The organism is Brachybacterium sp. J144 (genome assembly GCF_036321705.1).
Lineage (GTDB): Bacteria > Actinomycetota > Actinomycetes > Actinomycetales > Dermabacteraceae > Brachybacterium.
Map to the genome: position 1 here is coordinate 141,042 of NZ_JAZDCG010000004.1, position 22,677 is coordinate 163,718.

22 protein-coding genes are annotated in these 22,677 nt (G+C 71.2%); 18 read left to right on the forward strand and 4 right to left on the reverse strand.

The window, feature by feature from the left end:
• Positions 1-12: 12 nt before the first annotated feature.
• Positions 13-2,076: a transcription termination factor Rho gene (gene rho, locus V1260_RS02825; RefSeq protein WP_329745277.1), complete on the forward strand. Its 2,064-nt coding sequence runs from the start codon at positions 13-15 to the stop codon at positions 2,074-2,076.
• Positions 2,077-2,162: 86 nt separating this feature from the next.
• On the opposite strand, the gene V1260_RS02830 is transcribed toward rho, so the two are convergent.
• From V1260_RS02830 to V1260_RS02840, 3 genes are read right to left on the reverse strand one after another with little or no spacing between them, the layout of a single operon-like run.
• Positions 2,163-3,089: a carbohydrate ABC transporter permease gene (locus tag V1260_RS02830; protein WP_329745278.1), complete on the reverse strand. Its 927-nt coding sequence runs from the start codon at positions 3,087-3,089 to the stop codon at positions 2,163-2,165.
• Positions 3,086-4,063 (reverse strand): carbohydrate ABC transporter permease, encoded by a 978-nt coding sequence (locus V1260_RS02835; protein WP_329745279.1) that lies wholly within the window; start codon positions 4,061-4,063, stop codon positions 3,086-3,088. Before V1260_RS02835 ends, V1260_RS02830 begins: the two co-directional genes overlap by 4 nt.
• Positions 4,064-4,068: 5 nt before the next feature.
• Positions 4,069-5,361 carry an ABC transporter substrate-binding protein gene (locus tag V1260_RS02840; protein ID WP_329745280.1) on the reverse strand — a complete coding sequence of 431 codons (1,293 nt, stop codon included), beginning with the start codon at positions 5,359-5,361 and terminating at the stop codon, positions 4,069-4,071.
• 230 nt (positions 5,362-5,591) lie between these two features.
• Between V1260_RS02840 and V1260_RS02845 the strand changes: the two genes are divergently transcribed.
• The 17 genes from V1260_RS02845 to V1260_RS02925 all read left to right on the forward strand — a co-directional run bounded on the left by V1260_RS02845 (position 5,592) and on the right by V1260_RS02925 (position 21,409).
• Complete coding sequence (locus V1260_RS02845; RefSeq protein ID WP_329745281.1) at positions 5,592-7,595, forward strand: aldo/keto reductase; 2,004 nt, start codon at positions 5,592-5,594, stop codon at positions 7,593-7,595.
• Between the two features lie 13 nt (positions 7,596-7,608).
• Positions 7,609-8,610, forward strand: coding sequence for a LacI family DNA-binding transcriptional regulator (locus tag V1260_RS02850; RefSeq protein ID WP_329745282.1), 1,002 nt, complete (start codon positions 7,609-7,611; stop codon positions 8,608-8,610).
• Between the two features lie 166 nt (positions 8,611-8,776).
• Positions 8,777-8,986 (forward strand): 50S ribosomal protein L31, encoded by a 210-nt coding sequence (gene rpmE / locus V1260_RS02855; protein ID WP_329745283.1) that lies wholly within the window; start codon positions 8,777-8,779, stop codon positions 8,984-8,986.
• Positions 8,987-9,093: 107 nt separating this feature from the next.
• Positions 9,094-10,239, forward strand: a complete 1,146-nt coding sequence (gene prfA / locus V1260_RS02860) for a peptide chain release factor 1 (RefSeq protein WP_329745284.1) — start codon at positions 9,094-9,096, stop codon at positions 10,237-10,239.
• Positions 10,236-11,156, forward strand: a complete 921-nt coding sequence (prmC, locus tag V1260_RS02865; protein WP_329745285.1) for a peptide chain release factor N(5)-glutamine methyltransferase — start codon at positions 10,236-10,238, stop codon at positions 11,154-11,156. Before prfA ends, prmC begins: the two co-directional genes overlap by 4 nt.
• Positions 11,153-12,085, forward strand: coding sequence for an L-threonylcarbamoyladenylate synthase (locus V1260_RS02870; protein ID WP_329745286.1), 933 nt, complete (start codon positions 11,153-11,155; stop codon positions 12,083-12,085). Before prmC ends, V1260_RS02870 begins: the two co-directional genes overlap by 4 nt.
• Positions 12,082-13,209: an MraY family glycosyltransferase gene (locus V1260_RS02875; protein ID WP_329745287.1), complete on the forward strand. Its 1,128-nt coding sequence runs from the start codon at positions 12,082-12,084 to the stop codon at positions 13,207-13,209. Before V1260_RS02870 ends, V1260_RS02875 begins: the two co-directional genes overlap by 4 nt.
• Complete coding sequence (locus V1260_RS02880; protein WP_329745288.1) at positions 13,193-13,720, forward strand: hypothetical protein; 528 nt, start codon at positions 13,193-13,195, stop codon at positions 13,718-13,720. Before V1260_RS02875 ends, V1260_RS02880 begins: the two co-directional genes overlap by 17 nt.
• Before the next feature lie 203 nt (positions 13,721-13,923).
• On the forward strand, positions 13,924-14,736 hold the full coding sequence (atpB, locus tag V1260_RS02885; RefSeq protein ID WP_329745289.1) for a F0F1 ATP synthase subunit A: 813 nt from the start codon (positions 13,924-13,926) through the stop codon (positions 14,734-14,736).
• A 108-nt stretch (positions 14,737-14,844) separates the two neighbouring features.
• Positions 14,845-15,075 (forward strand): ATP synthase F0 subunit C, encoded by a 231-nt coding sequence (gene atpE, locus V1260_RS02890; protein WP_329745290.1) that lies wholly within the window; start codon positions 14,845-14,847, stop codon positions 15,073-15,075.
• A 10-nt stretch (positions 15,076-15,085) separates the two neighbouring features.
• Positions 15,086-15,631: a F0F1 ATP synthase subunit B gene (locus V1260_RS02895; protein WP_329745291.1), complete on the forward strand. Its 546-nt coding sequence runs from the start codon at positions 15,086-15,088 to the stop codon at positions 15,629-15,631.
• A gap of 9 nt (positions 15,632-15,640) precedes the next feature.
• Positions 15,641-16,462: a F0F1 ATP synthase subunit delta gene (locus V1260_RS02900; protein WP_329745292.1), complete on the forward strand. Its 822-nt coding sequence runs from the start codon at positions 15,641-15,643 to the stop codon at positions 16,460-16,462.
• A gap of 84 nt (positions 16,463-16,546) precedes the next feature.
• Positions 16,547-18,172: a F0F1 ATP synthase subunit alpha gene (atpA, locus tag V1260_RS02905; RefSeq protein WP_329745293.1), complete on the forward strand. Its 1,626-nt coding sequence runs from the start codon at positions 16,547-16,549 to the stop codon at positions 18,170-18,172.
• Positions 18,173-18,243: 71 nt separating this feature from the next.
• Positions 18,244-19,158 carry a F0F1 ATP synthase subunit gamma gene (locus V1260_RS02910; RefSeq protein WP_329745294.1) on the forward strand — a complete coding sequence of 305 codons (915 nt, stop codon included), beginning with the start codon at positions 18,244-18,246 and terminating at the stop codon, positions 19,156-19,158.
• Between the two features lie 64 nt (positions 19,159-19,222).
• On the forward strand, positions 19,223-20,680 hold the full coding sequence (gene atpD / locus V1260_RS02915) for a F0F1 ATP synthase subunit beta (protein WP_329745295.1): 1,458 nt from the start codon (positions 19,223-19,225) through the stop codon (positions 20,678-20,680).
• Positions 20,677-20,952: a F0F1 ATP synthase subunit epsilon gene (locus V1260_RS02920; protein WP_329745296.1), complete on the forward strand. Its 276-nt coding sequence runs from the start codon at positions 20,677-20,679 to the stop codon at positions 20,950-20,952. Before atpD ends, V1260_RS02920 begins: the two co-directional genes overlap by 4 nt.
• Positions 20,953-20,968: 16 nt before the next feature.
• Entirely contained in the window at positions 20,969-21,409 is a 441-nt protein-coding gene (locus V1260_RS02925; protein WP_329745297.1) for a DUF2550 family protein, read from the forward strand.
• Positions 21,410-21,433: 24 nt separating this feature from the next.
• On the opposite strand, the gene V1260_RS02930 is transcribed toward V1260_RS02925, so the two are convergent.
• Positions 21,434-22,660, reverse strand: coding sequence for an N-acetylglucosamine-6-phosphate deacetylase (locus tag V1260_RS02930; protein WP_329745298.1), 1,227 nt, complete (start codon positions 22,658-22,660; stop codon positions 21,434-21,436).
• Between the last annotated feature and the right edge of the window lie 17 nt (positions 22,661-22,677).

The window sequence follows — 22,677 nt, forward strand, 5'->3', positions numbered from 1 at the left end:
GAAGGAAACCGGGTGAACGACACCACCTCCGGTGCAGACCTCGCCGCCAAGAAGCTCCCCGAGCTGCAGGCCCTCGCGGGCTCGCTCGGGATCAGGGGCGCGCGCCGTCTGCGCAAGAGCGAGCTGATCGATGCGATCCGCTCCGGCGGCCAGGGCGCACAGCCCGCCTCCGCCTCCGCGTCCTCCGACACCGCGCCGAGCTCCGCCCCGGCTGCCGGCAATGCGTCGGCGGCCCCCGCCTCCGCGCGGCGCACCGCCGCCGCGGACTCCGCCGCCGAGGCACCGCAGGAGGCCCGCTCCACCGGCCGCGCGACCCGCAGCCGCTCCCGCGGGGCCTCCGCCCCGAAGGGCGCTCCCGCCCCCGATCTCGGGATCGATCTGCCCGCGCGTTCCGGCGAGGAGCAGGGCGGTACCGAGCGCACCGGCCGCTCCCGGCAGAACCCCGATCAGCAGAACCGCGACCAGCAGGGCGAGGACCAGTCCTCCAGCCGTGACTCCGCGGAGTCCCGCCCGGAGCGCGACCGCCGCCGTGAGCAGCAGGATCGCGAGGCGCAGGACGGCGCTCCGAGCCGCGAGGGTCAGGACCGCTCGGGCCAGGGTGATCGCCGCCGCGACCAGCAGCAGGACCGTGGCCAGCGCCGTCGCCTCGAGGACATCGAGCTGCCCGATCGCTCGGGCGAGCGCGAGGACGACCGTTCCGGCGGCGAGGACGACGACCGTCGCGGACGCTCCCGCAGCCGCAACCGCTCGCGCGACCGCAAGCGTCGCGGTCGCGGCGGCGAGGGCGCCCCGCAGCAGGGCGGCCAGCAGCAGGGCGGCGGCCAGCAGCAGGGCTCGCAGGACGATCCCGAGGTCCGCGAGGGCGACGAGCTGATGACCGTCGCCGGCATCCTCGACATCCGCGACAACAACGCTTATGTGCGCACGACCGGGTACCTCCCCGGGCCGAGCGACGTCTTCGTGACCACCAACCAGGTCAAGCGCTACGGCCTGCGCAAGGGCGATGCGATCACCGGACAGGTCAAGGCTCCCCGCGACGGCGAGGAGCAGCCGCAGGTCGAGCAGCAGCACTACTCCGGCGGCCGCAACCGCCGCAGCAAGGGCAACCAGGGCAAGGGGAACTTCCCGGCGCTGGTGCAGGTCGACACCGTCAACGGCTTGCCCGTCGAACGCGCTCGCCAGCGCGTCGACTTCGGCAAGCTCACCCCGCTGTACCCGGACGAGCGCCTCCGCCTGGAGACCGCCCCGAGCGCGGTCGCCCCGCGCATCATCGACCTGGTCTCGCCCATCGGCAAGGGCCAGCGCGGTCTGATCGTCGCGCCCCCGAAGGCGGGCAAGACCATCGTCATGCAGCAGATCGCCAACGCGATCACCACCAACAACCCCGAGGTCCACCTCATGGTCGTGCTCGTCGACGAGCGCCCCGAGGAGGTCACCGATATGCAGCGCACGGTGAAGGGCGAGGTCATCGCCTCGACCTTCGACCGTCCGGCGACGGACCACACGATCGTCGCCGAGCTCGCGATCGAGCGGGCCAAGCGACTGGTGGAGATGGGCCGCGACGTGGTCGTGCTGCTCGATTCCCTCACCCGCCTCTCCCGCGCCTACAACCTGGCGGCCCCGGCGTCCGGGCGCATCCTCTCCGGTGGTGTGGACGCCTCGGCGCTCTACCCGCCGAAGCGGTTCTTCGGCGCGGCGCGCAACATCGAGAACGGCGGCTCGTTGACCATCCTCGCCTCGGCGCTGGTGGAGACCGGCTCCAAGATGGACGAGGTGATCTTCGAGGAGTTCAAGGGCACCGGCAACATGGAGCTGCGCCTGTCCCGTCACCTCGCGGACAAGCGGATCTTCCCCGCCGTGGACGTCAACGCGTCCGGCACCCGCCGCGAGGAGGTGCTCATGGGCAAGGAGGAGCTCTCCATCATGTGGAAGCTGCGTCGCGTCCTGGGCGCCCTCGAGCAGCAGCAGGCCCTCGAGCTCCTGCTGGAGCGGGTCAAGAAGACCCAGTCCAACACCGAGTTCCTGATGACGGTCGCGAAGAACACGCCGAGCGTCGGCCAGCGCACCGACGGCTGATTTCCCCGCATCGCGCACGACGGGCCGCCCTCCGGCAGGAGGGCGGCCCGTCGTGCGTCTCGGGCTGGAAAGGGTGTCGAGGACGCTCAGCCCTTGAGCGCTCCGGCGGCGATGTTCGCGATGAAGTGCCGCGAGCCGATAATGAACACCCCGATCAGCGGGAGCACGCTGACCAGCGCGCCCGCCATCACCATCCCGTAGTCCGTGAGGTACAGGGAGTTGAGGTTCTGCAGGGCGGTCTGCAGCGTCTGCCGCTGCGGGTTCACCAGCACGATCAACGGCCAGACGTAGTCGTTCCAGGCCGTGATGAAGGTGAAGATGCCCAGGAACGCGAGACCGCCGCGCATCATCGGCACCCCGATCCGCCAGTAGGTGGTGAAGAACCCCGCGCCGTCGATGCGCGCCGACTCGATGAGCTCGTTGGGGATCGATCCCGACGCCATCTGCCGCAGCAGGAAGATGCCGAAGGCGTTCGCGGCGCCCGGGACGATGAGCGCCTGCAACGTCCCCACCCAGCCGAGCGAGGACATGAGCATGAAGCTCGGCACCAGGGAGAGGCTGCCCGGGATCAGGAACGTCGCGATCATCAGCACGAACAGCACGTTCTTGCCCGGGAAGTCGAACTTCGCGAAGGCGAAGGCCGCGAGCGAGTCGAAGAACATCACCAGCACCGCGCAGGCGCTCGAGACGATCAGCGTGTTCACCAGCGCCCCAAGGATGTCGACGCTCGCGAAGAGGTTCTGAAGGTTCGTCGCGAAGGAGTCCGACGGGATCAGCCGGGGCGGGTAGCCGAAGATCTCCCCGGTCGTCGAGGTGGACATGACGAACAGCCAGTAGAAGGGGAAGACCGACAGCAGCACCCCGATCACGATCAGGAGGTGCGTGATGACCGCCTCGACGCGGCCGGCGGCGATCGCCCGCCGGTCCCGCGCGCTGGGCGCCGCCCTATGGGGCGGGGGAGCGGCGGACGCGGCGGAGGTGGTGGGCACGGTGGTGGGATCGGCGGCGCTCATCGGCGGGCCTCCTGCTTCTGCCGACGGGGAGTACGGTCACGGTCGCTCAGCAGGCGCCAGTTGATGATCGCGAAGACGGAGGCGAGCACGAACAGCGCCCAGGCGATGGCGGAGCCGTAGCCGAAGTCGAACTGGGTGAACGCCTGGTTGTACTGGTAGAGCACGATCGTCATGCCGGCCTCGCCGGTGCCGCCGGAGTCGCCGAGCAGCACCTGCGGCTCGGTGAACAGGCTCAGACCGCCGACGGTCGAGGTGATGACGGTGAAGAGGATGACCGGGCGCAGCATCGGCACCGTGATCCGGGTGAAGATCTGCCAGGTCGAGGCGCCGTCGACCTTCGCCGCGTCGTACAGATCGGTGGGGATTGACTGCAGCCCGGCCAGGTAGATGATCGCGTTGTAGCCGGTGAAGCGCCAGATCACCATCACGGCGATGGTGATCTTGATGCCCCAGCTGCTCGACAGCCACGGGACGGTATCCACCCCGATCGCGGTGAGCGCCGAGTTGACGAGCCCGAAGGTGTCCGAGAAGACCGAGCCGAACACGATCGCCATGGCCACCATCGAGGTGACGTTGGGCAGGAAGAACGCCACCCGGTACACGCCGCGCAGGCGGATGTTCTGGTGGAGCAGGAAGGCGATCCCGAGGGCGAGGCACAGCATGGGCACCGTCGAGAGGAACCAGATGATGAAGGTGTTGCCCACCGCGTTCCAGAACCGCGAGTCCTGGATCAGGAAGGCGTACTGGGAGAGGCCGGCGAACTCGATCTGCCCCATGCCGTCCCAGTTCGTGAAGGACAGCACGATCGAGAAGACGATCGGGAACAGGCCGAAGATCAGGAAGAGCACGTAGAACGGGGCGATCGCGAGGTACTGGGGCCAGTGCGCGAGCACGCCGCGCCAGCCCTTCGTGCGCGTGCGGGGCACCGCGGCGTCGGAGGTCCGTCCGGCGCTCACGGGCGGGGGAGCGGTCATCGAGCTCATGCCATCACCCCCCGCTTGCGCAGCACCGTCTCCGCGGAGGCGACGGCGTCCTCCCACGCGATCTCGGGGTCCTTGCCCGAGAACTCGACGTTGTCGAGCTCGAAGGAGAAGCTGCCCGAGACCAGCGACTCCCAGGTGGAGATGAAGGAGCTGGGCACCGACTCGGCCGCCGTCTTGAAGAAGGCCAGCGGGTCCTGGTCCCCGAAGAACTCGCCCTGGTACTGCATCAGGTCCCCGTCGTAGGAGGCGGGTGTGGAGGGGATCAGCTGCACGTCGTTGTAGGCGCGGGCCTGGTTCTCGGCGGAGTTGATCCAGCGGATGAAGGCGAAGGCGCCCTCGGGGTCCTTGCAGGTCTCGGGGATCGCCGCGAAGGATCCGCCGGAGTTCCCGGCGCGGACCGGCTGCTCGGCGATGCGCCACAGCCCCGAGGTGTCCGGGGCCGACTCCTGGAGGATCTGCGCCCACCAGGCGGCCTGGATGTGGCCGGCGGTCGCTCCGCTTGACCAGGCGGCGTTCTGGTCGGTGCCCCGCGAGTCGGGGATCCCGGCGGTGATGTCGGCGTCGATCGCCGCGACCGCCAGGCGCCATGCCTCGCGCACGGCCGAGCCGCCCTCAAGGTAGAGCGGGGAGTCCTCGGCGTCGAGATATCGCTCGGGGCTGGCGTTGAGGAACTGCTCGTAGACGTGGCGGGCGGTGTTGACCATCGCGGAGCCGGTCGCGGCCCGGAGCTCGGAGCCCAGGGCGATCCAGTCCTCCCAGGTGCTGCCCGCGGAGGCGACCTCCTCGGGGCTAGAGGGCAGACCGGCTTCGTCGAAGACGTCCTGGCGGAAGTAGAAGCCGGTGGGTCCGATGTCGAGGGGGAAGAAGCAGAAGCGCTGCTCCGGGGTCACGCCCAGGTTCCACTTCCACTCGAAGAACTCCGAGGAGACCTCTGCCGCGCCGAGCTCGTTCATGTCGAGGAACTTGCTCTCGTTGCGGAAGTAGAGGGCGTTGTTGGAGTTGATGTACGTGATGTCGGGGATGTAGGCGCCGCCGGCGAGGCTGGTGCGGAGCTTGGTGTCGAAGTTCGTGCCGATCACGTCGGCGCGCACGTGGACGTCGGTCCCGGGGATGGACTCGGCGGCCTCGGCGAGGAGCTCCGGACTGGCCGAGCGGTTCCAGTACCAGAGCACGAGCTCCTCGGGATCCGAGGAGATGGAGGGAGAGGACCCGCAGGCGGCGAGCGCCCCGGACCCGAGGGTCGCGAGTGCTGTGGCCTGCAGGATCGTTCGTCGTGTGGGCGGGGTCATGCGCAGTCCTCATCGTCGAGCGGCACAGACCGTGAGCGTTCACGGTGGCAGGAGGATGCCCACCGGTATGCCTGTGTGTCAAGCGTCACGGTGCGCCGGGGCCGGGGCGGGCGCCGGCGTCGGAACGCCTTCCGGGAAGCGGTGGCGGCGGGTGCGCCGGACGTGTAGCGTGATCCTCGCGTGAACGTTCACGCACCGTGACACCCGATGAGAAGGACGACGACGTCTCCATGAGCACCGCATCCGCACCGTTCCGCTGGGCCGTCCTCGGCCCCGGCTCCATCGCCCGACGCTTCGCGAGCCAGCTCCCGCACAGCGAGCACGGCGTCCTGGTCGGCGCCGGCAGCCGCGACCCCGAGCGCGCCCGCGTCTTCGCCGACGAGCACGACGTCCAGGACGCCCTGATCGGCACCTACGAGGAGATCCTCGCCTCGGACCAGGTCGACGCCGTCTACGTCGCCACCGTCCACACCGGCCACGCCGAGCTCGTCATCGCCGCGCTCGAGGCCGGCAAGCACGTGCTGTGCGAGAAGCCGCTCGCGCCCAACCACGGCACCGCCATGGCCCTGGCCGATGCCGCCCGCCGCACCGGCGGGACCCTGCTCGAGGCCTTCATGTACCGCTTCCACCCGCAGACCCTGCAGGTCCTGGAGCTCGTCGACCAGGGCGCGATCGGCGAGCTGGTCCGCGTCGACGCCTCCTTCTCCTTCGACACCGGTCGCCGCGAGGGTCGCCTGTTCGATCCGGAGATCGCCGGCGGCGGCATCCTCGACGTCGGCTGCTACCCGCTCTCCCTCGCCCGCCTGGTCGCGGGTGCGGCGGCGGGCACCCTCGTCGCCGAGCCCACCGCGCTCGTCGGGCGTGGCACCCTCGGTCCCACCGGGGTCGACGAGTGGGCCGCCGCCGAGCTCACCTTCGCCGGCGGGGCCACCGCGTCGCTGCGCACCGGTGTGCGCCTCTCTGACCCCCAGTCCGCCACGATCACCGGCACCCGTGGCGTGATCCGTCTCGCCGACCCGTGGGCGCTCGGCGCCGAGCAGGTCATCGAGCTCGATGTCGTAGGGGAGGAGTCCCGTCGGATCGAGGTTGAGGCCGCTCATCCCTACGCCCTCGAGGCCGATGCTCTCGCGCGCGCCGCCGGCAACGGCGAGGTGCCCGAGCTGCCCCTCGAGTTCAGCCTCGCGCAGTCCCGCCTGCTCGACTCCTGGCGCGCCCAGATCGGACTGCGCTACCCCTTCGAGCGCGACGACGCGCAGATCCCCACCGTCTCCGGCCGGCCGCTGCGCGTCGCGGACGACGCCCCGATGGTCTACGGCGAGCTGCCCGGCATCGACAAGAAGATCTCCCGCCTGGTCATGGGCTGCGACAACCAGCCCGACCTCGCGCACGCCTCGGCCCTCTTCGACGCCTTCTTCGAAGCCGGCGGCACCACCTTCGACTCCGCCTACATCTACGGCGGGGGCCACCACGAGGTCCTCCTGGGGCAGTGGGTCCGCAACCGCGGCATCCGCGAGGACGTCGTCGTGATCACCAAGGGCGCCCACACCCCCCACTGCGATCCCGAGTCGATCACGCGCCAGCTGCTCGAGTCCCTCGAGCGCCAGGGCACCGACTACGCGGACCTCTACATGATGCATCGCGACAACCTCGACATCCCCGTCGGGGAGTTCGTCGACGTCCTCGACGAGCACGTGCGCGCCGGTCGCATCCGCGCCTTCGGCGGCTCCAACTGGACCCCCGCCCGGGTCGACGAGGCCAACGCCTACGCCGCCGCCCACGGCAAGCAGGGCTTCAGCCTGCTGAGCAACCACTTCGGCCTCGCCGAGGCGCTCGACGTCCCGTGGGCCGGCTGCGTGCACGCGACCGACCCGGACTCCAAGGCCTGGCTCGCCGAGCGGAAGATCCCGCTGTTCCCCTGGTCCTCCCAAGCGCGCGGCTTCTTCACCGGCCGCGCCCACCCCGAGGACCGCTCGGACGCCGAGCTCGTGCGCTGCTACTACTCCGACGGCAACTTCGAGCGCCTCGAGCGAGCGCGCGCGCTCGCCCGGGAGTTCGACGTGCCGCCCACGGCGATCGCGCTCGCGTACGTCCTCGCGCAGCCCTTCCCGACCTTCCCCCTGTTCGGCCCGCGCTCGATCACCGAGATGCGCTCGTCGATGACGGGCCTCGGCGTGCAGCTCACCGAGCAGCAGGTCGCCTGGCTCGATCTGCGCGCCGACTCCCCGTCGGCGTGACACACTCCCGACCATGACCGACCAGTCCACCCGCGGCGGGCGCCGCGCGACGATCATCGACGTCGCGGCGCTCGCCGGGGTCTCCCGGCAGACGGTGTCGCGGGCGATCAACGACATGCCGGGCATCTCCGGGGCCACGCGGCAGCGGGTCCTGGACGCGGCCGAGCAGCTGAACTATCGCCCGAGCCGCTTCGGCCGCGGGCTCGTCGCCGCCGGGCCGCCCACGCTGGGGCTTCTCGTCGACGACCTCGCCAACGCCTACTTCCCCGAGATCGCCCGCGCCGTGGTGCGCGCGGCGACCGCCCGCGGCTGGAACGTGCTCGTGGTCGAGACCGCGACGGGGGATGCGGCGGAGATCGGTCGCGACCTCGTGCACCGGGTCGACGCGCTCGTGGGCTACGGCCTGCCGGACCGCGCCGGGCACGAGGTCCCCGACCGCATGCCGCTGGTCCGGCTCGACGTCCCGGCCGAGGGCGACGCCGCCGGGGTGCTGTATGCGACCGCGGAGGGCTTCGCCGCGCTCGCCGCGCATCTCGCCGCGACGGGGACGCGGACCGCCGCCGTCCTCGACTCGGAGCACGACGGCGGGGGCTCCGTGCGCGCCCGCCGCCTGCTCGAGGCACTCGACGGCTCCATCGCTGCGAGCATCCTCCCCATCGGTCCCGAGCCGACCGTCGCCGCCCGCGCCGCGCAGCAGGTCGACACGGCGCTCGCCCTGGACCCTCTCCCCGAGGTGCTGATCGGCTGGAACGACGCGCATGCGCTCGCGACCCTCAAGGCCCTGCGGGTGCGGGGCGTGGACGTGCCGGGGCGGATGCGGGTGGTGGGCATCGACGGCCTCGCCCTCGGCACCCTCCTCAGCCCGGAGCTGACCAGCATCGGCGTCGACATCGACCTGGTCGCTCAGCATGCGGTCGACCTCGTGGACGGCATGTTCGAGGGCCGCCTGCCGATGTCGGGGGAGCAGGTGCGGCGCAGCGTCCCGTATCGCCTGATCCTCCGCGAGACGGCCTGAGGCGAACGACGGGATCCGGCGGGCGGGCACGGGACGGTGCGATGTTGCGCACAGGGGCGCCGGCCCCTCGCGGCGGGAGGCCCCCGCGTGGCAGACTGGTGCGTCGGTTCTGGTTCACGGTGCCCGCCCGGCGCGCCGACCCAGCGACCACGACGAAGGAGACCCCATGAAGGCTGACATCCACCCGACCTACGTGGTCACCCAGGTCACCTGCACCTGCGGCAACACGTTCACCACGCGCTCGACCAAGGCCGACGGAGAGATCCGCGCCGAGGTCTGCTCCGCGTGCCACCCGTTCTACACCGGCAAGCAGAAGATCCTGGACACCGGCGGCCGCGTGGCCCGCTTCCAGGCCCGCTACGGCAAGAAGAGCTGACGACCCGAGTCTTCTCCGACGCCGGTGCACGCCCCAGGGCGTGCACCGGCGTCGTCGTCTGAGACCCGGCGCCCCATGGGGCGCACCGAGCACGAGAGGGCGCCGAATTGCGGTCGACCGAGGGATCCGACACCGAGCGGCTCGGCCCGCTGCGGGCCGAGCATGGCCGGCTCCAGCAGGAGATGGCCGACCCGTCGCTGCACGAGGACGCCGGCCGGGCACGTCGCGTCGGCCGGCGCTACGCCGAGCTGAGCGCGGTGCTCGAAGTCGCCGATCGCCTCGAGGCGACCGCCGCGGACCTCGCCACCGCCCGGGAGCTCGCCGAGATCGGCGAGGACGACCCGGAGGTCGTCGCGGAGGCGGAGACGCTCGCCGCCCGTCTCGAGGAGGACCGCGCGGCGCTCGAGGAGCTGCTCGCACCGCGCGACCCCGATGACGCCCGGGACGTGATCCTGGAGATCAAGGCGGGCGCCGGGGGAGAGGAGTCCGCCCTCTTCGCGGCCGAGATGCTGCGCATGTACCGCTCCTACGCGGAGTCGAAGGGGTGGCGCCTGGAGGTGCTGACGAGCGCGGAGTCCGAGCTCGGCGGGCTGCGCGACGTGACCGCGGCGATCACCGCCCGCTCCGCCGCGACTCCGGCCGACGGCGTCTACGCCCATCTCAAGCACGAGGCCGGCGTGCACCGGGTCCAGCGCGTCCCGGTCACCGAGTCGGCCGGGCGCATCCACACCTCCGCCGTCGGTGTGCTGGTGCTCCCCGAGGCCGACGAGACCGACGAGAGCGAGCTGCTCGCCGAGGCGATGGCCCCGGCGAACCTGCGCATCGACGTCTTCCGCTCCTCCGGCCCCGGCGGGCAGAGCGTGAACACCACCGACTCGGCGGTGCGCATCACCCATCTGCCGACGGGGCTCGTCGTCTCCTGCCAGGACCAGAAGAGCCAGCTGCAGAACCGCGAGCAGGCCCTGCGGATCCTCCGCACTCGTCTGCTGGACGCGCGCCGCGCCGAGCAGGACCAGGCCTCCTCCGCCGCGCGCCGCTCCCAGGTCCGCACCGTAGACCGCTCGGAGCGGATCCGCACTTACAACTTCCCCGAGTCCCGCGTGGCCGACCACCGCACCGGGTACAAGGCCGGCAACCTCTCCCAGGTGCTCGCGGGCGACCTCGAGGACCTCGTGGCCTCCTCCCGGGCCGCCGAGCGCCACGCCCGCCTCGCCGAGGCGCAGCAGGACGCGGCCGCGGAGGACGCCGGATGACGCTCCCGCCCGCGTCGGCGCCCGAGCCGCGCCACGTGCTGCGCGCCGCGCTCGCCGCGACCACCGAGCGCCTCGGCCACGCCGGCGTCCCCTCGCCGAGCACGGACGCCCGCGCCCTGCTCGCCGCCGCCGCGCGCACCGACCGTCCGCTGGTCCTGCTCGACGCCCTCCCGGCCGACTTCGCCGCGGAGCTCGAGCGCCTCACCGCCCGTCGCGAGGCCCGCGAGCCGCTCCAGCTGATCCTCGGCCGCGCCCCCTTCCGCCGCCTGGACCTGATCGTCCGCCCCGGCGTGTTCATCCCGCGACCCGAGACGGAGCTTGCCCTCGACCTGCTCCGTGAGCACCACCGGGGGCCGCTCGAGCACCTGGTCGACCTGTGCACAGGGAGCGGAGCCCTCGCCGCGGCCGCTCTCGACGAGCTGCCCGGCCTCGAGGTCCTCGCCGTCGAGGTCGATCCGCTCGCCGCCGCGCTCGCCCGCGAGAACCTCGCGGCGGTCGACCCGCGGCGGGGGAGCGTGCTCGAGGGCGACCTGCTCGGCGAACCGGCCGGACTCGCCACGGCGGGGCCCGTCGACGCGATCGTCTCGAACCCGCCGTACATCCCGCGGGAGGCGGTCCCGCGGGAGGCGGAGGTGCTCGCGCACGATCCGCATCGCGCCCTCTTCGGGGGCGGGGAGGACGGCCTCGAGGTGCCGCGCGCCGTGATCGGATGGGCGCGGCGGCTGCTGCGTCCCGGCGGGCTGCTGGTGATGGAGCACGCCGACGTGCAGGGCCCCTCCGCCCGCGCGGCCGCTCGCGCGGCCGGCGGCTTCTCCGAGATCTCCACCGCCGCCGACCTCACCGGCCGGGACCGCTTCCTGATCGCCCGTCGGACATCGGCGGAGCCCGCAGACGGAAGTGAGAGACTGACCCGGTGAGCGTGCATGACACCCAGAACCCCGAATCCCGCGAGTCGGCGCTGACGGCCGCCGTCGAGGCCGTCCGCGAGAGCCGCCTCATCGTCCTGCCGACGGACACCGTCTACGGCATCGGCGCCGACGCCTTCTCCCCGGAGTCCGTCGAGGCGCTCCTCGAGGCGAAGGGTCGCGGCCGGGACACCCCTCCGCCGGTGCTCATCGGCGACCATGCCGTGCTGCTCGCCCTCGCTGTCGACCTCCCCCCGTATGTCGAGGACCTCGCCGACGCCTTCTGGCCCGGCGCGCTGACCCTGATCCTGCAGGCGCAACCCTCCCTCACCTGGGATCTGGGGGAGACCCGGGGCACGGTCGCCCTGCGCATGCCCGATGACGAGGTGGCGCTGGACCTGCTGCGCCGCACCGGGCCGCTCGCCGTCTCGAGCGCGAACCGCCACGGCAAGCCCGCGGCGCTCACCGTCCTGGACGCGGCGACCCAGCTCGGCGACGCGGTCGAGGTATACCTCGACGGCGGCACCGCCCGCCTCGGGACCAGCTCCACCATCATCGACACGACCGTGACCCCCGCGGAGATCGTCCGCGAGGGGTCGCTGAGCAGGGAGCAGATCATCGAGGCGGTGGGCGACATCTTCGCGGCGCCGCACAGCGAGGAGTCCGGCGAGGAGTCCGGGGAGGAGTCGGGCGAGGGGTCCGCCGCCGCAACGGACGAGCCCGGCGCGGGAGACGTTGCACCCGGAGCGGACGGGTCCGCCGACGTCACGGAGGAGACCGCGGGGGCGGGCCCCGAGGACGCTCCGACTCCGGCCCTCGACCTCCCCTCGGAGCCCGAGCTCGCCGAGCTCTCGGAGAGCGCCGAGCCCGTCCCGGCCGAGCCCGTCCCGGCCGAGCCCGCGACGGACCCGGCGGCCGGCGAGGAGAAGCCCGCCGGGTGAGGATCTACCTGTTCATCCTGCTCGTCTCCGCGGCCGTCACCTTCCTGACCACGCCCGCCGTGAGGCTGATGGCCCGGCGCGCGGGCGCGATGACCGCGGTGCGTTCCCGGGACGTCCACGACGCGGTGACCCCGCGTCTGGGCGGGGTGGCGATGCTGGCCGGGGTGGTGGCCGCGATGCTGATCGCGTCGAACGTGCCCTTCCTCGAGGGGCTCTTCCGCGCTTCGCGCCAGGCCTGGGGCATCCTCGCCGCGGCAGCCCTGGTGTGCCTGCTCGGCGCGGCGGACGACAAATGGGACCTGGACTGGATGACCAAGCTGGCGGGGCAGATCCTCGCCGCGCTGCTCCTCGCCTGGCAGGGCGTGCAGCTGGTGACCCTGCCCATCGGCGGAGTCACGCTCCTCTCGCCCCGTGCCTCGCTGATCCTCACCGTGCTGGTGGTGGTGGTGAGCATGAACGCCGTCAACTTCGTCGACGGCCTCGACGGGCTCGCCGCCGGTGTGATGGCGATCGGCGGCAGTGCCTTCTTCGCCTACGCCTACCTGCTCACCCGCAGCGCCTCGGCGACGGACTACTCCTCCCTGGCCGCTCTCCTCACCGCGATGATGATTGGCGCCTGCGCAGGCTTCCTGCCGCACAACCTCACCCGGGCGCGCATCTTCATGGGCGACTCCGGATCGATGCTCCTCGGGCTGCTCCTCGCCGCCTCGACCATCGCGGTCACGGGTCAGGTCGATCCCGCCCGCCTCTCCGGCGCGGACTTCTTCGGGCAGTTCTTGCCGATCCTGCTGCCGATCGGCGTCATGGTGATCCCGTTCCTCGACTTCGCGCTCGCCGTGGTGCGGAGGATCGGCTCCGGCCGCTCGCCCTTCCACGCCGACAAGCTCCACCTCCATCACCGCCTGCTGGGCCTGGGCCACTCCAAGCGCACGGCCGTGCTGATCATGTACCTCTGGACCGTCGTGATCTCCGCCGGGCTGCTCGCGCCCCTCGTGCTCGACACGCGCGGCGTGGTGCTCTTCTGGACCGGCGGCGTGCTGCTGGCCCTCCTGCTGACCTTCGACCCGCTCAGGTGGCGACATGCCCGTCACCGGAAGGACCCCACCGATGCCCGCTCCGTCTGATGAGACCACCCCGCACGGCGCGGAGCGCGCCGTCGCGCCCCGTCCGGGCGATTCCCGCCGCCATCGTGCCGTCGGCGATCGCGCCATGCGTCGCGCGGCCGTGATCGCCCTGATCGTCGGCCTGGTGCTCGACCTGATCGTGCTCGCGATCGCCCTGGCCCGAGGAGAGGGGCCCGCGGTCAACGGCGCTCTGATCGGCACCGGACTGACTCTCGTCATCATCGTGCCGACCCTGGTGATCACCATCGTCGGTGCACGCATGTCCCCGTTGACCATGGCGGCCACCGTGCTCGGGAGCTGGGCGGGGAAGATGCTGATTGTGATCCTCGTCCTGGTCCTGGTGAAGGACCTGGCCGCGGTCTCGTCGCTCTGGATCGGGCTCGCCCTGCTGGTCGGAGCGGTTCCGGCGATCACGATCGAGGGCGTGCTCATGGCTCGCTCGCGCCAGCCCCTCGACGTCGACCCGCGCGAGGGCCCCACGGAGGACTCTCGCGACCGGGCCGGGGCCTGACTCTCTGTTATGCTTCCCAAGGCGCCGACACCGCGGCTCGCGGACACCCGACAGGGCAGGTGGGAGCGCTGATCGACCACCCCGTACGCCCTGGCGCAGACCATCGCCGCACACACGGTGGCCGTCAACCGGCAGTGGACTCGATCGACGTGACAGCTAGTGCCGACGCCGCCGCGCGTCAGGCCTGAAACGCCTGGGAGATCGTGCTGGACACCGCAGACCACAGCCCCGCCCTCTACGCGGAGGGCGAATCGTTCTTCCACATCCCGACGCTCGGGGAGTTCTTCCCTGACGCGATCCTCTTCGCGGGAACTCCCTTCGAGTTCAACCGCGTGCAGCTCGTGCGCCTCATCATCCTGGTCGCGGTGCTGCTGCTCACCTGCATCATCGCCTCTCGCGCGAAGCTGGTCCCCGGCCGGATGCAGAGCGTGATCGAGCTGCTGATGGACTTCGTGAACAACACGATCATCGCGAACACGCTAGGCCTCAAGGACGGCAAGCGGTTCTCGCCGATGCTCATCACGATGTTCTTCTTCATCCTGTCGATGAACCTCGCGGGCGTCATCCCCGGCCTCAACCTCGCTGGCACCTCCGTGATCGGCCTGCCGCTGCTCATGGCCCTGTGGACCTTCGTCACCTACGTCGGCGCGGGCATCAGCAAGCACGGCTTCCTCGGCTACTTCAAGTCCGAGACCATGCCCCCCGGCATCCCGTGGCCGATCTACATCCTGCTGATCCCGATCGAGCTGTTGCAGGTGCTCGTGATCCGCTGGGCCTCGCTGACCATCCGACTGCTCGCCAACATGGTCGCGGGCCACATGATGATCGTCGTCTTCATCGGTATGACCCATGCGCTCGTGTTCTCGGGCGACTGGCTCATGGCGATCAGCCCCTTCGCGGGTGCCATGGCGATCGGCATCTACGGCTTCGAGATCTTCGTCGCGGCGCTGCAGGCATTCATCTTCACGATGCTGACCGCCGTCTACATCCAGCTCGCCACGAGCGACGAGCACTGACCTCCGCTCCGGCGGGAGGCCCAGGGGCCACCGCCGGCGGATCCCGCACCACCCCCGACGCCAGACCTGATCGTCGCGCCACAGCGACACGATGAAAGGAAACACCCCATGGAGCCCACGATCCTCGCCGAGCTGACCGGAAACATCGGCACCATCGGCTACGGCCTCGCCGCGATCGGCCCCGGCATCGGCCTCGGCATCCTCGTCGGCAAGACCGCCGAGGCGCAGGCCCGTCAGCCCGAGATGCGCTCGCAGCTGCAGACCACCATGCTGATCGGTGTCGCCTTCACCGAGATCCTCGCGCTGCTGGCGATCGTCACCGGCCTCATCTTCGTCTGAGCCCCAGCCCATGATTCTGGCTGAAGGAGCAGACACCGTCCCCGGCTGGCGCCTGCTGATCCCGCTCCCCGAGGAGATCTTCTGGTCGGCGCTCTTCCTGCTGATCTTCGCGATCGTCTTCATGAAGTTCGTGCTGCCCCGCATGAATGCCGTGCTCGACGAGCGTGCCGAGAAGATCGAGGGCGGCATCCGCCACGCCGAGAAGATCCAGGAGCAGGCCGACTCCCTCCGCTCCGAGCAGGAGAAGGAGCTGGCCGCCGCCCGTCAGGAGGCCGCCGCGATCCGCGAGAAGGCCCGCCAGGACGGCCAGGCCATCGTCGACGACGCCAAGGCACGCGCCGAGGCCGAGTCGGACCGCGTGCTCACCGCCGGCCGTCAGCAGCTGCACGCGGAGCGGATCGCCGCCTCCACGCAGCTGCGCGGAGAGGTGGGCTCGCTCGCGAGCGACCTGGCCTCCAAGATCGTCGGCGAGTCCCTCTCCGACGACGAGCGCTCCCGCCGTGTGATCGACCGGTTCCTGGACGACCTCGAGTCGACCCAGACCACCACCCGATAAGGACCTGTGATGCGAGGAACCTCCTCCGCCTCCTTCGACGAGGCGCTCCGGCAGGCCGAGACCGTGTTCCGCACGGTCTCCGGCTCCGGTCCGCTCGAGCCCCTCGCCGAGGAGCTGTTCTCGACGGCGGATGCCGTCGACGGCAGCAACCAGCTCGTGCGCCTGCTCTCCGATCCCGGCCGTCCGGCCGCCGTGAAGGAGGAGGCCGTCCGCTCGCTGTTCGCCGGCAGGATCAGCGCCGAGGCTCTCGAGCTGCTTCTCGAGGTCGTCCGTCGGCGCTGGTCCGAGCAGGAGGACATCCTCGACGCCCTCGAGCTGCTCGGCGTCTCCGCCCTGCTTGCGCAGGCGGAGAGCGAGGGAGTGCTCGAGCAGGTCGAGGTGGAGCTGTTCCAGGTCAAGCGCCTCATCGACGGCAGCGGTGAGCTCACCGGTGCCCTCGACGGGGAGCGGGAGAACCCGGGGCGACGCGCCCAGATCCTCTCCACCCTGCTCTCGGGCCGCACGCACCGCCTGACCGCGGCGCTGGCCGCCCGGGCCGCAGGCCGCCGTTCCGACGTCAAGCCGGCGCGGCGGGTCGCGGAGCTCGCGAGCTTCGCCTCCGAGCGCCGCCGCCGGGCACTCGCGTCGGTGTCCAGCGCGGTGCCGCTGAGCGAGGCCCAGCAGGGCCGCCTGAGCGGCATCCTGGCGGGCCTGTATGGCCGCCAGGTGCAGATGAACTTCCAGGTCGACCCGGATGTCGTGGGCGGTCTGCGGATCCAGGTCGGAGACGACCTCTACGACGCCACCGTACTGGCCCGGCTCGCCCAGGCGCGCCGGCAGCTGGTGGCCTGAACGGCCCGACCGACGCCCCGGCGTCCCCAGCATTTTCCAGACCATCCCCGGTGACGGGGAGACCGAGAGGAAGCGAAGCAGCACATGGCTGAGCTCACGATCAGCCCGGAGGAGATCCGGAACGCCCTGGACACCGCGGTGTCCACCTACCAGGCCGGCGCCACCGTGCGCGAGGAGATCGGTCGCGTCAGCGAGGCCGCTGACGGCATCGCGCGCGTCGAGGGTCTGCCCGACGTCATGGCCAACGAGCTGGTCAGCTTCGAGGACGGCACCCTCGGCCTCGCCCTGAACCTCGAGCTCCGCGAGGTCGGCGTCGTCGTCCTCGGCGAGTTCAGCGGCATCGAGGAGGGCCAGCAGGTCCGCCGCACCGGTCAGGTGCTCTCCGTGCCCGTCGGCGACGGCTACCTCGGCCGCGTGGTCGATCCCACCGGTGCCCCGATCGACGGTCTCGGCGAGATCGAGACCGTGGGCCGCCGCGCCCTCGAGCTCCAGGCCCCCGGCGTCATGCAGCGCAAGGCGGTCAAGGAGCCGATGCAGACCGGTCTCAAGGCCATCGACGCGATGACCCCGATCGGCCGCGGCCAGCGTCAGCTGATCATCGGTGACCGCCAGACCGGCAAGACCACGATCGGCATCGACACGATCCTCAACCAGAAGGCGAACTGGGAGTCCGGCGACCCCGACAAGCAGGTGCGCTGCATCTACGTCGCGGTCGGCCAGAAGGGCTCCACCATCGCCTCGGTCCGCGCCACCCTCGAGGAGAACGGCGCGCTCGAGTACACCACCATCGTGGCGGCTCCGGCCTCCGATCCGGCGGGCTTCAAGTACATCGCGCCCTACACCGGCTCCGCGATCGGCCAGCACTGGATGTACGAGGGCAAGCACGTCCTCATCGTCTTCGACGACCTCTCGAAGCAGGCCGAGGCCTACCGCGCCGTGTCCCTGCTGCTGCGCCGTCCGCCGGGCCGCGAGGCCTACCCGGGTGACGTCTTCTACCTGCACTCCCGTCTGCTCGAGCGCTGCGCGAAGCTCAGCGACGAGATGGGCGGCGGCTCGATGACCGGTCTGCCGATCATCGAGACCAAGGCCAACGACGTCTCGGCGTACATCCCGACCAACGTCATCTCGATCACCGACGGCCAGTGCTTCCTGCAGTCGGACCTGTTCAACGCGAACCAGCGCCCGGCGGTCGACGTCGGCATCTCGGTCTCCCGCGTCGGCGGCTCCGCGCAGACCAAGGCCATGAAGGCGGTCTCGGGCACCCTGAAGATCTCGCTCGCGCAGTTCCGTGATCTCGAGGCCTTCGCCATGTTCGCCTCGGACCTCGACGGCGCGTCGAAGCAGCAGCTGAGCCGCGGCGCCCGCCTGATGGAGCTGCTGAAGCAGTCCCAGAACTCGCCGTTCCCGGTCGAGGAGCAGGTCGTCTCGATCTGGGCAGGCACCACCGGCAAGCTCGACGAGATCGAGGTCGAGGACGTCCGCGAGTTCGAGGCCCAGCTGCTCGAGCACCTGCGCCACAACGGCGGCGTGCTCGACGCCATCCGCACCACCGGCAAGTTCGAGTCCTCCACGGAGGAGGAGCTCTCGCGCATCCTCGACGAGGTCAAGCGGGACTTCCTGGCCGGCCGCGGCGAGGATGCGGCACGCAGCGACGTGCACGCCCGCGCCGACGCCGATCAGATCGAGCAGGAGCAGATCGTCCGCGGCTGATGCGAGCGCCGCCGCCCCGGAGACGGGGCGGCGGCACCGCCCGGACGCATCCACCCCGCACGAGGAGAGACATGGGAGCCCAGCAGAGGGTCTACAAGCAGCGGATCCGGTCCGCTCAGGGCATGAAGAAGATCTTCAAGGCCAAGGAGATGGTCGCGGCATCGCGCATCGCCAAGGCGCACGCTCGCGTGCTCGCCACCACGCCCTACGCCGAGGCGCTAACCCGCGCCATCGGCTCGGTGGCCACGCACTCCGACGAGATCGCCCACCCCTTCCTGCAGGCGGAGCGCACTTCCTCGGGCCGGGTCGGCATCCTGATGATCACCGCGGACCGCGGTATGACCGGGCCGTACTCGCACAACGTGATCCGGGACGCCGAGCAGCTCGCGAACCTGCTGCGGGACCAGGGCAAGGAGCCGGTCATGTACGTCGTCGGCCGCAAGGGCGACACCTACTACCGCTTCCGCAACCGTCCGCCGCACCGTGCCTGGACCCCCTACAAGGAGGCGGAGCTGCCCGAGCTCGGTCGCGAGATCGCCCAGGCGGTCACGGCCGACCTGCTCGACGAGGACCCCTCGGTCCACCTCGACGAGCTGTACGTGGTGGGCACGCGTTTCCGCTCCCGCTTCGTGCAAGAGACCCGTTCCGTCCGCCTGGTCCCGATGGGCCTGGTGGACGCGGAGGAGAGCGAGGAGCGTCCGGTGTACCCGCTGTACGCCTTCGCCCCCGATGCCGAGACCGTCGTCGCCGAGCTGCTCCCGCGCTACGTCGAGGCCCGCATCATCAACATCCTGCTGCAGGCGATGGCGTCCGAGCACGCGTCGACCCAGCGGGCGATGAAGACGGCCACGGACAACGCCGAGACCCAGATCAGGAAGTTCACCCGACTGGCGAACACCGCGCGCCAGGCGGAGATCACCCAGGAGATCACGGAGATCGTCGGCGGTGCCGACGCCCTCGCCGGCTCCGGCCGCGCGGAACGCTGAGACCCCGCAGACACCCGGGCGGTATCGCCCCGCCCCGCCGACGCACCCATTGGAGACACCGCACATGACCACCACCGCCCCCTCGCCGACCCAGACCGCCACCGGGCGCGTCGCACGCGTCACCGGCGCCGTGATCGACATCGAGTTCCCCCCGGGCAACATCCCCGATCTGTACAACGCCCTGCAGATCGAGATCCGCGCCGAGGGTTCCGGCCTCGAGGACTCGACCCTGACCCTCGAGACCGCTCAGCACCTCGGTGACGGCATGGTCCGCGCGATCGCGCTGAAGCCGACCGACGGCGTGGTCCGCGGGCAGGCCGTGACCGACACCGGCGCCGCGATCTCCGTGCCCGTGGGCGACGCGACCCTCGGCACCGTCTTCGACGTGGTCGGCAACCCGCTGAACAAGCCGGCCTCAGAGCTGCAGGTCTCCGAGCGCTGGCCGATCCACCGCAAGGCACCGAACTTCGACCAGCTCGAGTCGAAGACCACCATGTTCGAGACCGGCATCAAGTCGATCGACCTCCTCACCCCGTACGTGCAGGGCGGCAAGATCGGCCTGTTCGGCGGCGCGGGCGTCGGCAAGACCGTTCTCATCCAGGAGATGATCTACCGCGTGGCCAACAACCACGACGGCGTCTCCGTGTTCGCCGGCGTCGGCGAGCGCACCCGTGAGGGCTGGGACCTCATCGAGGAGATGACCGAGTCGGGCGTCATCGACAAGACCGCCCTGGTCTTCGGCCAGATGGACGAGCCGCCGGGCACCCGTCTGCGCGTGGCGCTGTCGGCTCTCACCATGGCGGAGTACTTCCGCGATGTGCAGAGCCAGGACGTGCTGCTGTTCATCGATAACATCTTCCGCTTCACCCAGGCGGGCTCCGAGGTGTCGACCCTGCTGGGCCGCATGCCCTCCGCGGTGGGCTACCAGCCCAACCTGGCCGACGAGATGGGTGTGCTCCAGGAGCGGATCACCTCGACCCGCGGCCACTCGATCACCTCGATGCAGGCGATCTACGTCCCGGCCGACGACTACACCGACCCGGCCCCGGCGACCACCTTCGCCCACCTGGACGCGACCACCGAGCTCTCCCGCGAGATCGCCTCGCGCGGTCTGTACCCGGCGATCGACCCGCTGGCGTCGACCTCGCGCATCCTCGACCCGCGCTACGTGGGCCAGGACCACTACGACACCGCGGTGCGCGTGAAGCAGATCCTTCAGCGCAACAAGGAGCTCCAGGACATCATCGCGATGCTCGGCGTCGACGAGCTCTCCGAGGAGGACAAGGTGATCGTCTCGCGCGCTCGCCGCATCCAGCAGTTCCTCTCGCAGAACACCCACCTCGCGAAGCAGTTCACCGGTGTGGACGGCTCGGACGTCCCGCTGAAGGACACCATCGAGGGCTTCAAGGGCATCTGCGACGGCGAGTTCGACCACATCACCGAGTCGGCCTTCTTCAACGTCGGCGGCATCGACATGGTGCTCGAGAACCAGCACCGCATCGACAAGGAGCTCGGGGCGTGAGTGCTCTCGAGGTCACCTTCGTCACCGCGGACCGCACGGTCTGGAGCGGCCGCGCCGCACAGGTCGTGGTCCCGGCCGTCGACGGCTCGATGGGCATCCTGCCGCAGATGCAGCCGACCCTCGCCATTCTCGGCGACGGCGCGGTGCGCATCCTGGCCGAGGACGGCACCGCCACCGAGCGCGTGGTCCACGGCGGCTTCGTCTCGGTCGACTCGGATGTCGTGACCATCGGCGTGGACGACGCCGAGCAGGTCGACGCCCAGGCGCGCTGATCCGCGACCGACTCCGATGAACCATGTGAGCATCCCGATCCTCCTGCTGGGGATCGGGATGCTCGTCGTTCTGGCGGCGGGCGCGATCGTGCTGCGGCACGTGGGGCTCAGCCGCCAGCGCGGCGCATTCGACTGCACCCTGTGGCGGTCCGCCTGGGTGGGCGGGCCCAGCTGGCAACACGGCATGATGCGCTTCGGCCCGGACCGGCTCCGCTGGTTCCGGGCCTTCTCGCTGCGACTGGGCCCGGAGGTGGTGATCCGCCGGGAGGAGATCCTCGACGTCCGCCGGGAGTTCCTGCCCCCGCAGCTCGACGGGGAGCCCGAGCGCTGCCTGCTCGAGTTCTCCCTCCTGGGGGAGCGCCGGCTCCGCGCCGTCGTCGACCGGGTCTCCGGGGCGGCGATGACTTCCTGGCTCGAGGCCGCCCCCACCGGGATGGTGCTCGGCGACGCCGACTGATCGGTCGGCGACGACGCCGACGGGTCAGTCGGCGACCCGGACTCCGCCGCGCAGGACCTCCAGCGGCCGCAGCTCGCGGTCGACGAGGACCGCGTCGGCACGACGACCTGCCGCGAGGGAGCCGATCCGGTCCTGCTGCCCGAGCACCTCCGCGGGCACGAGGGAGGCCGCGCGGACCGCGTCGACCAGGTCCACCCCGGCCTCGAGCACGGCGCAGCGCACCACGTCGAGGAGGTGCGCGGTGCCGCCCGCGATCGCCCCCTGCTCGGTGAGGGTCGCGACGCCCTCCGCCACCGTGACGTCCAGCGACCCCAGCCGGTACTGCCCGTCGGGCATGCCGGCGGCGGCCATCGCATCGGTCACCAGGACGACCGCGCCCTCCGCGGCGACGGCGAAGACGTGGGCGACGGTGCGGTGGTCGAGATGGACGCCGTCCGCGATCACCTCCACCACGAGCTCCCCGCGGGAGGCGGCGTCGAGCGCGGCGAGGGCCGGCCCCGGATCGCGGTGGTGGATCGGCCGCATCCCGTTGAACAGGTGGGTCGCGGTGGGGCGGGGGGAGCGACCCTGTTCGCGGCGCAGCTCCCGACGGGACCGCGCCACGGCCTCCGTCATCGTCGCGCTCGAGCCGTCGGTGTGCCCGAGCGAGGGGATCGCGCCCACCTCGGCGAGGGCGTCGATCACGGCGTCGGCCTGCTCTGCCTCGGGGGCCACGGTCATGGTGGCGAGGGCGCCGCCGGCGGTCTGGGCGAGCTCCCGCACGAGGTCGGCGTCTCCGGCGACGATGTGCTCGGGGTTCTGGGCGCCGCAGCGGGCGACGGAGAGGAAGGGACCCTCGAGGTGGATGCCGGCGATCTCGTCGTCGGCGGCGAGGCGGGCGAGGTCCGCGACCCGGGCGCGCAGCGTGTCGGCGTCGGCGGTGACGAGAGAGGCGACGAGCGAGGTGGTGCCGTGGCGACGATGCTCGCGCACCGCGGTGAGCATCTCCGCGGCATCGGCCGCATCGGGGAAGGAGGCTCCTCCGCCGCCGTGGCAGTGGAGGTCGACGAGCCCCGGCAGCAGCAGCCCGTCGTGCGCCCGCTCGGCGAGAGCCGTGTGCTCGGGGGCCGCCGGCGCGGCGCCCGCCCAGACGATGTGCTCGCCGGTGATGAGCACGAGCGCGTCGGGGACGAGGCCCTGGGGGAGCACGGCGGTGCCGCGGAGGGCAAGGTCGACCCTCAGCGGGGTGGACGGATCGGCGAGCGTGCCCATGGGTCTCCGGACGCGAG

Bases quoted from the DNA above. Each gene is read 5' to 3' on its own strand.
- atpA (WP_329745293.1), top strand. From the start codon at position 16,547: ATGGCTGAGCTCACGATCAGCCCGGAGGAGATCCGGAACGCCCTGGAC.
- V1260_RS02850 (WP_329745282.1), top strand. From the start codon at position 7,609: ATGACCGACCAGTCCACCCGCGGCGGGCGCCGCGCGACGATCATCGAC.
- V1260_RS02925 (WP_329745297.1), top strand. From the start codon at position 20,969: ATGAACCATGTGAGCATCCCGATCCTCCTGCTGGGGATCGGGATGCTC.
- atpE (WP_329745290.1), top strand. From the start codon at position 14,845: ATGGAGCCCACGATCCTCGCCGAGCTGACCGGAAACATCGGCACCATC.
- rpmE (WP_329745283.1), top strand. From the start codon at position 8,777: ATGAAGGCTGACATCCACCCGACCTACGTGGTCACCCAGGTCACCTGC.
- V1260_RS02845 (WP_329745281.1), top strand. From the start codon at position 5,592: ATGAGCACCGCATCCGCACCGTTCCGCTGGGCCGTCCTCGGCCCCGGC.
- V1260_RS02840 (WP_329745280.1), bottom strand. From the start codon at position 5,361: ATGACCCCGCCCACACGACGAACGATCCTGCAGGCCACAGCACTCGCG.
- V1260_RS02835 (WP_329745279.1), bottom strand. From the start codon at position 4,063: ATGACCGCTCCCCCGCCCGTGAGCGCCGGACGGACCTCCGACGCCGCG.
- atpD (WP_329745295.1), top strand. From the start codon at position 19,223: ATGACCACCACCGCCCCCTCGCCGACCCAGACCGCCACCGGGCGCGTC.
- V1260_RS02930 (WP_329745298.1), bottom strand. From the start codon at position 22,660: ATGGGCACGCTCGCCGATCCGTCCACCCCGCTGAGGGTCGACCTTGCC.
- V1260_RS02910 (WP_329745294.1), top strand. From the start codon at position 18,244: ATGGGAGCCCAGCAGAGGGTCTACAAGCAGCGGATCCGGTCCGCTCAG.
- prmC (WP_329745285.1), top strand. From the start codon at position 10,236: ATGACGCTCCCGCCCGCGTCGGCGCCCGAGCCGCGCCACGTGCTGCGC.
- V1260_RS02895 (WP_329745291.1), top strand. From the start codon at position 15,086: ATGATTCTGGCTGAAGGAGCAGACACCGTCCCCGGCTGGCGCCTGCTG.
- V1260_RS02880 (WP_329745288.1), top strand. From the start codon at position 13,193: ATGCCCGCTCCGTCTGATGAGACCACCCCGCACGGCGCGGAGCGCGCC.
- V1260_RS02830 (WP_329745278.1), bottom strand. From the start codon at position 3,089: ATGAGCGCCGCCGATCCCACCACCGTGCCCACCACCTCCGCCGCGTCC.
- V1260_RS02900 (WP_329745292.1), top strand. From the start codon at position 15,641: ATGCGAGGAACCTCCTCCGCCTCCTTCGACGAGGCGCTCCGGCAGGCC.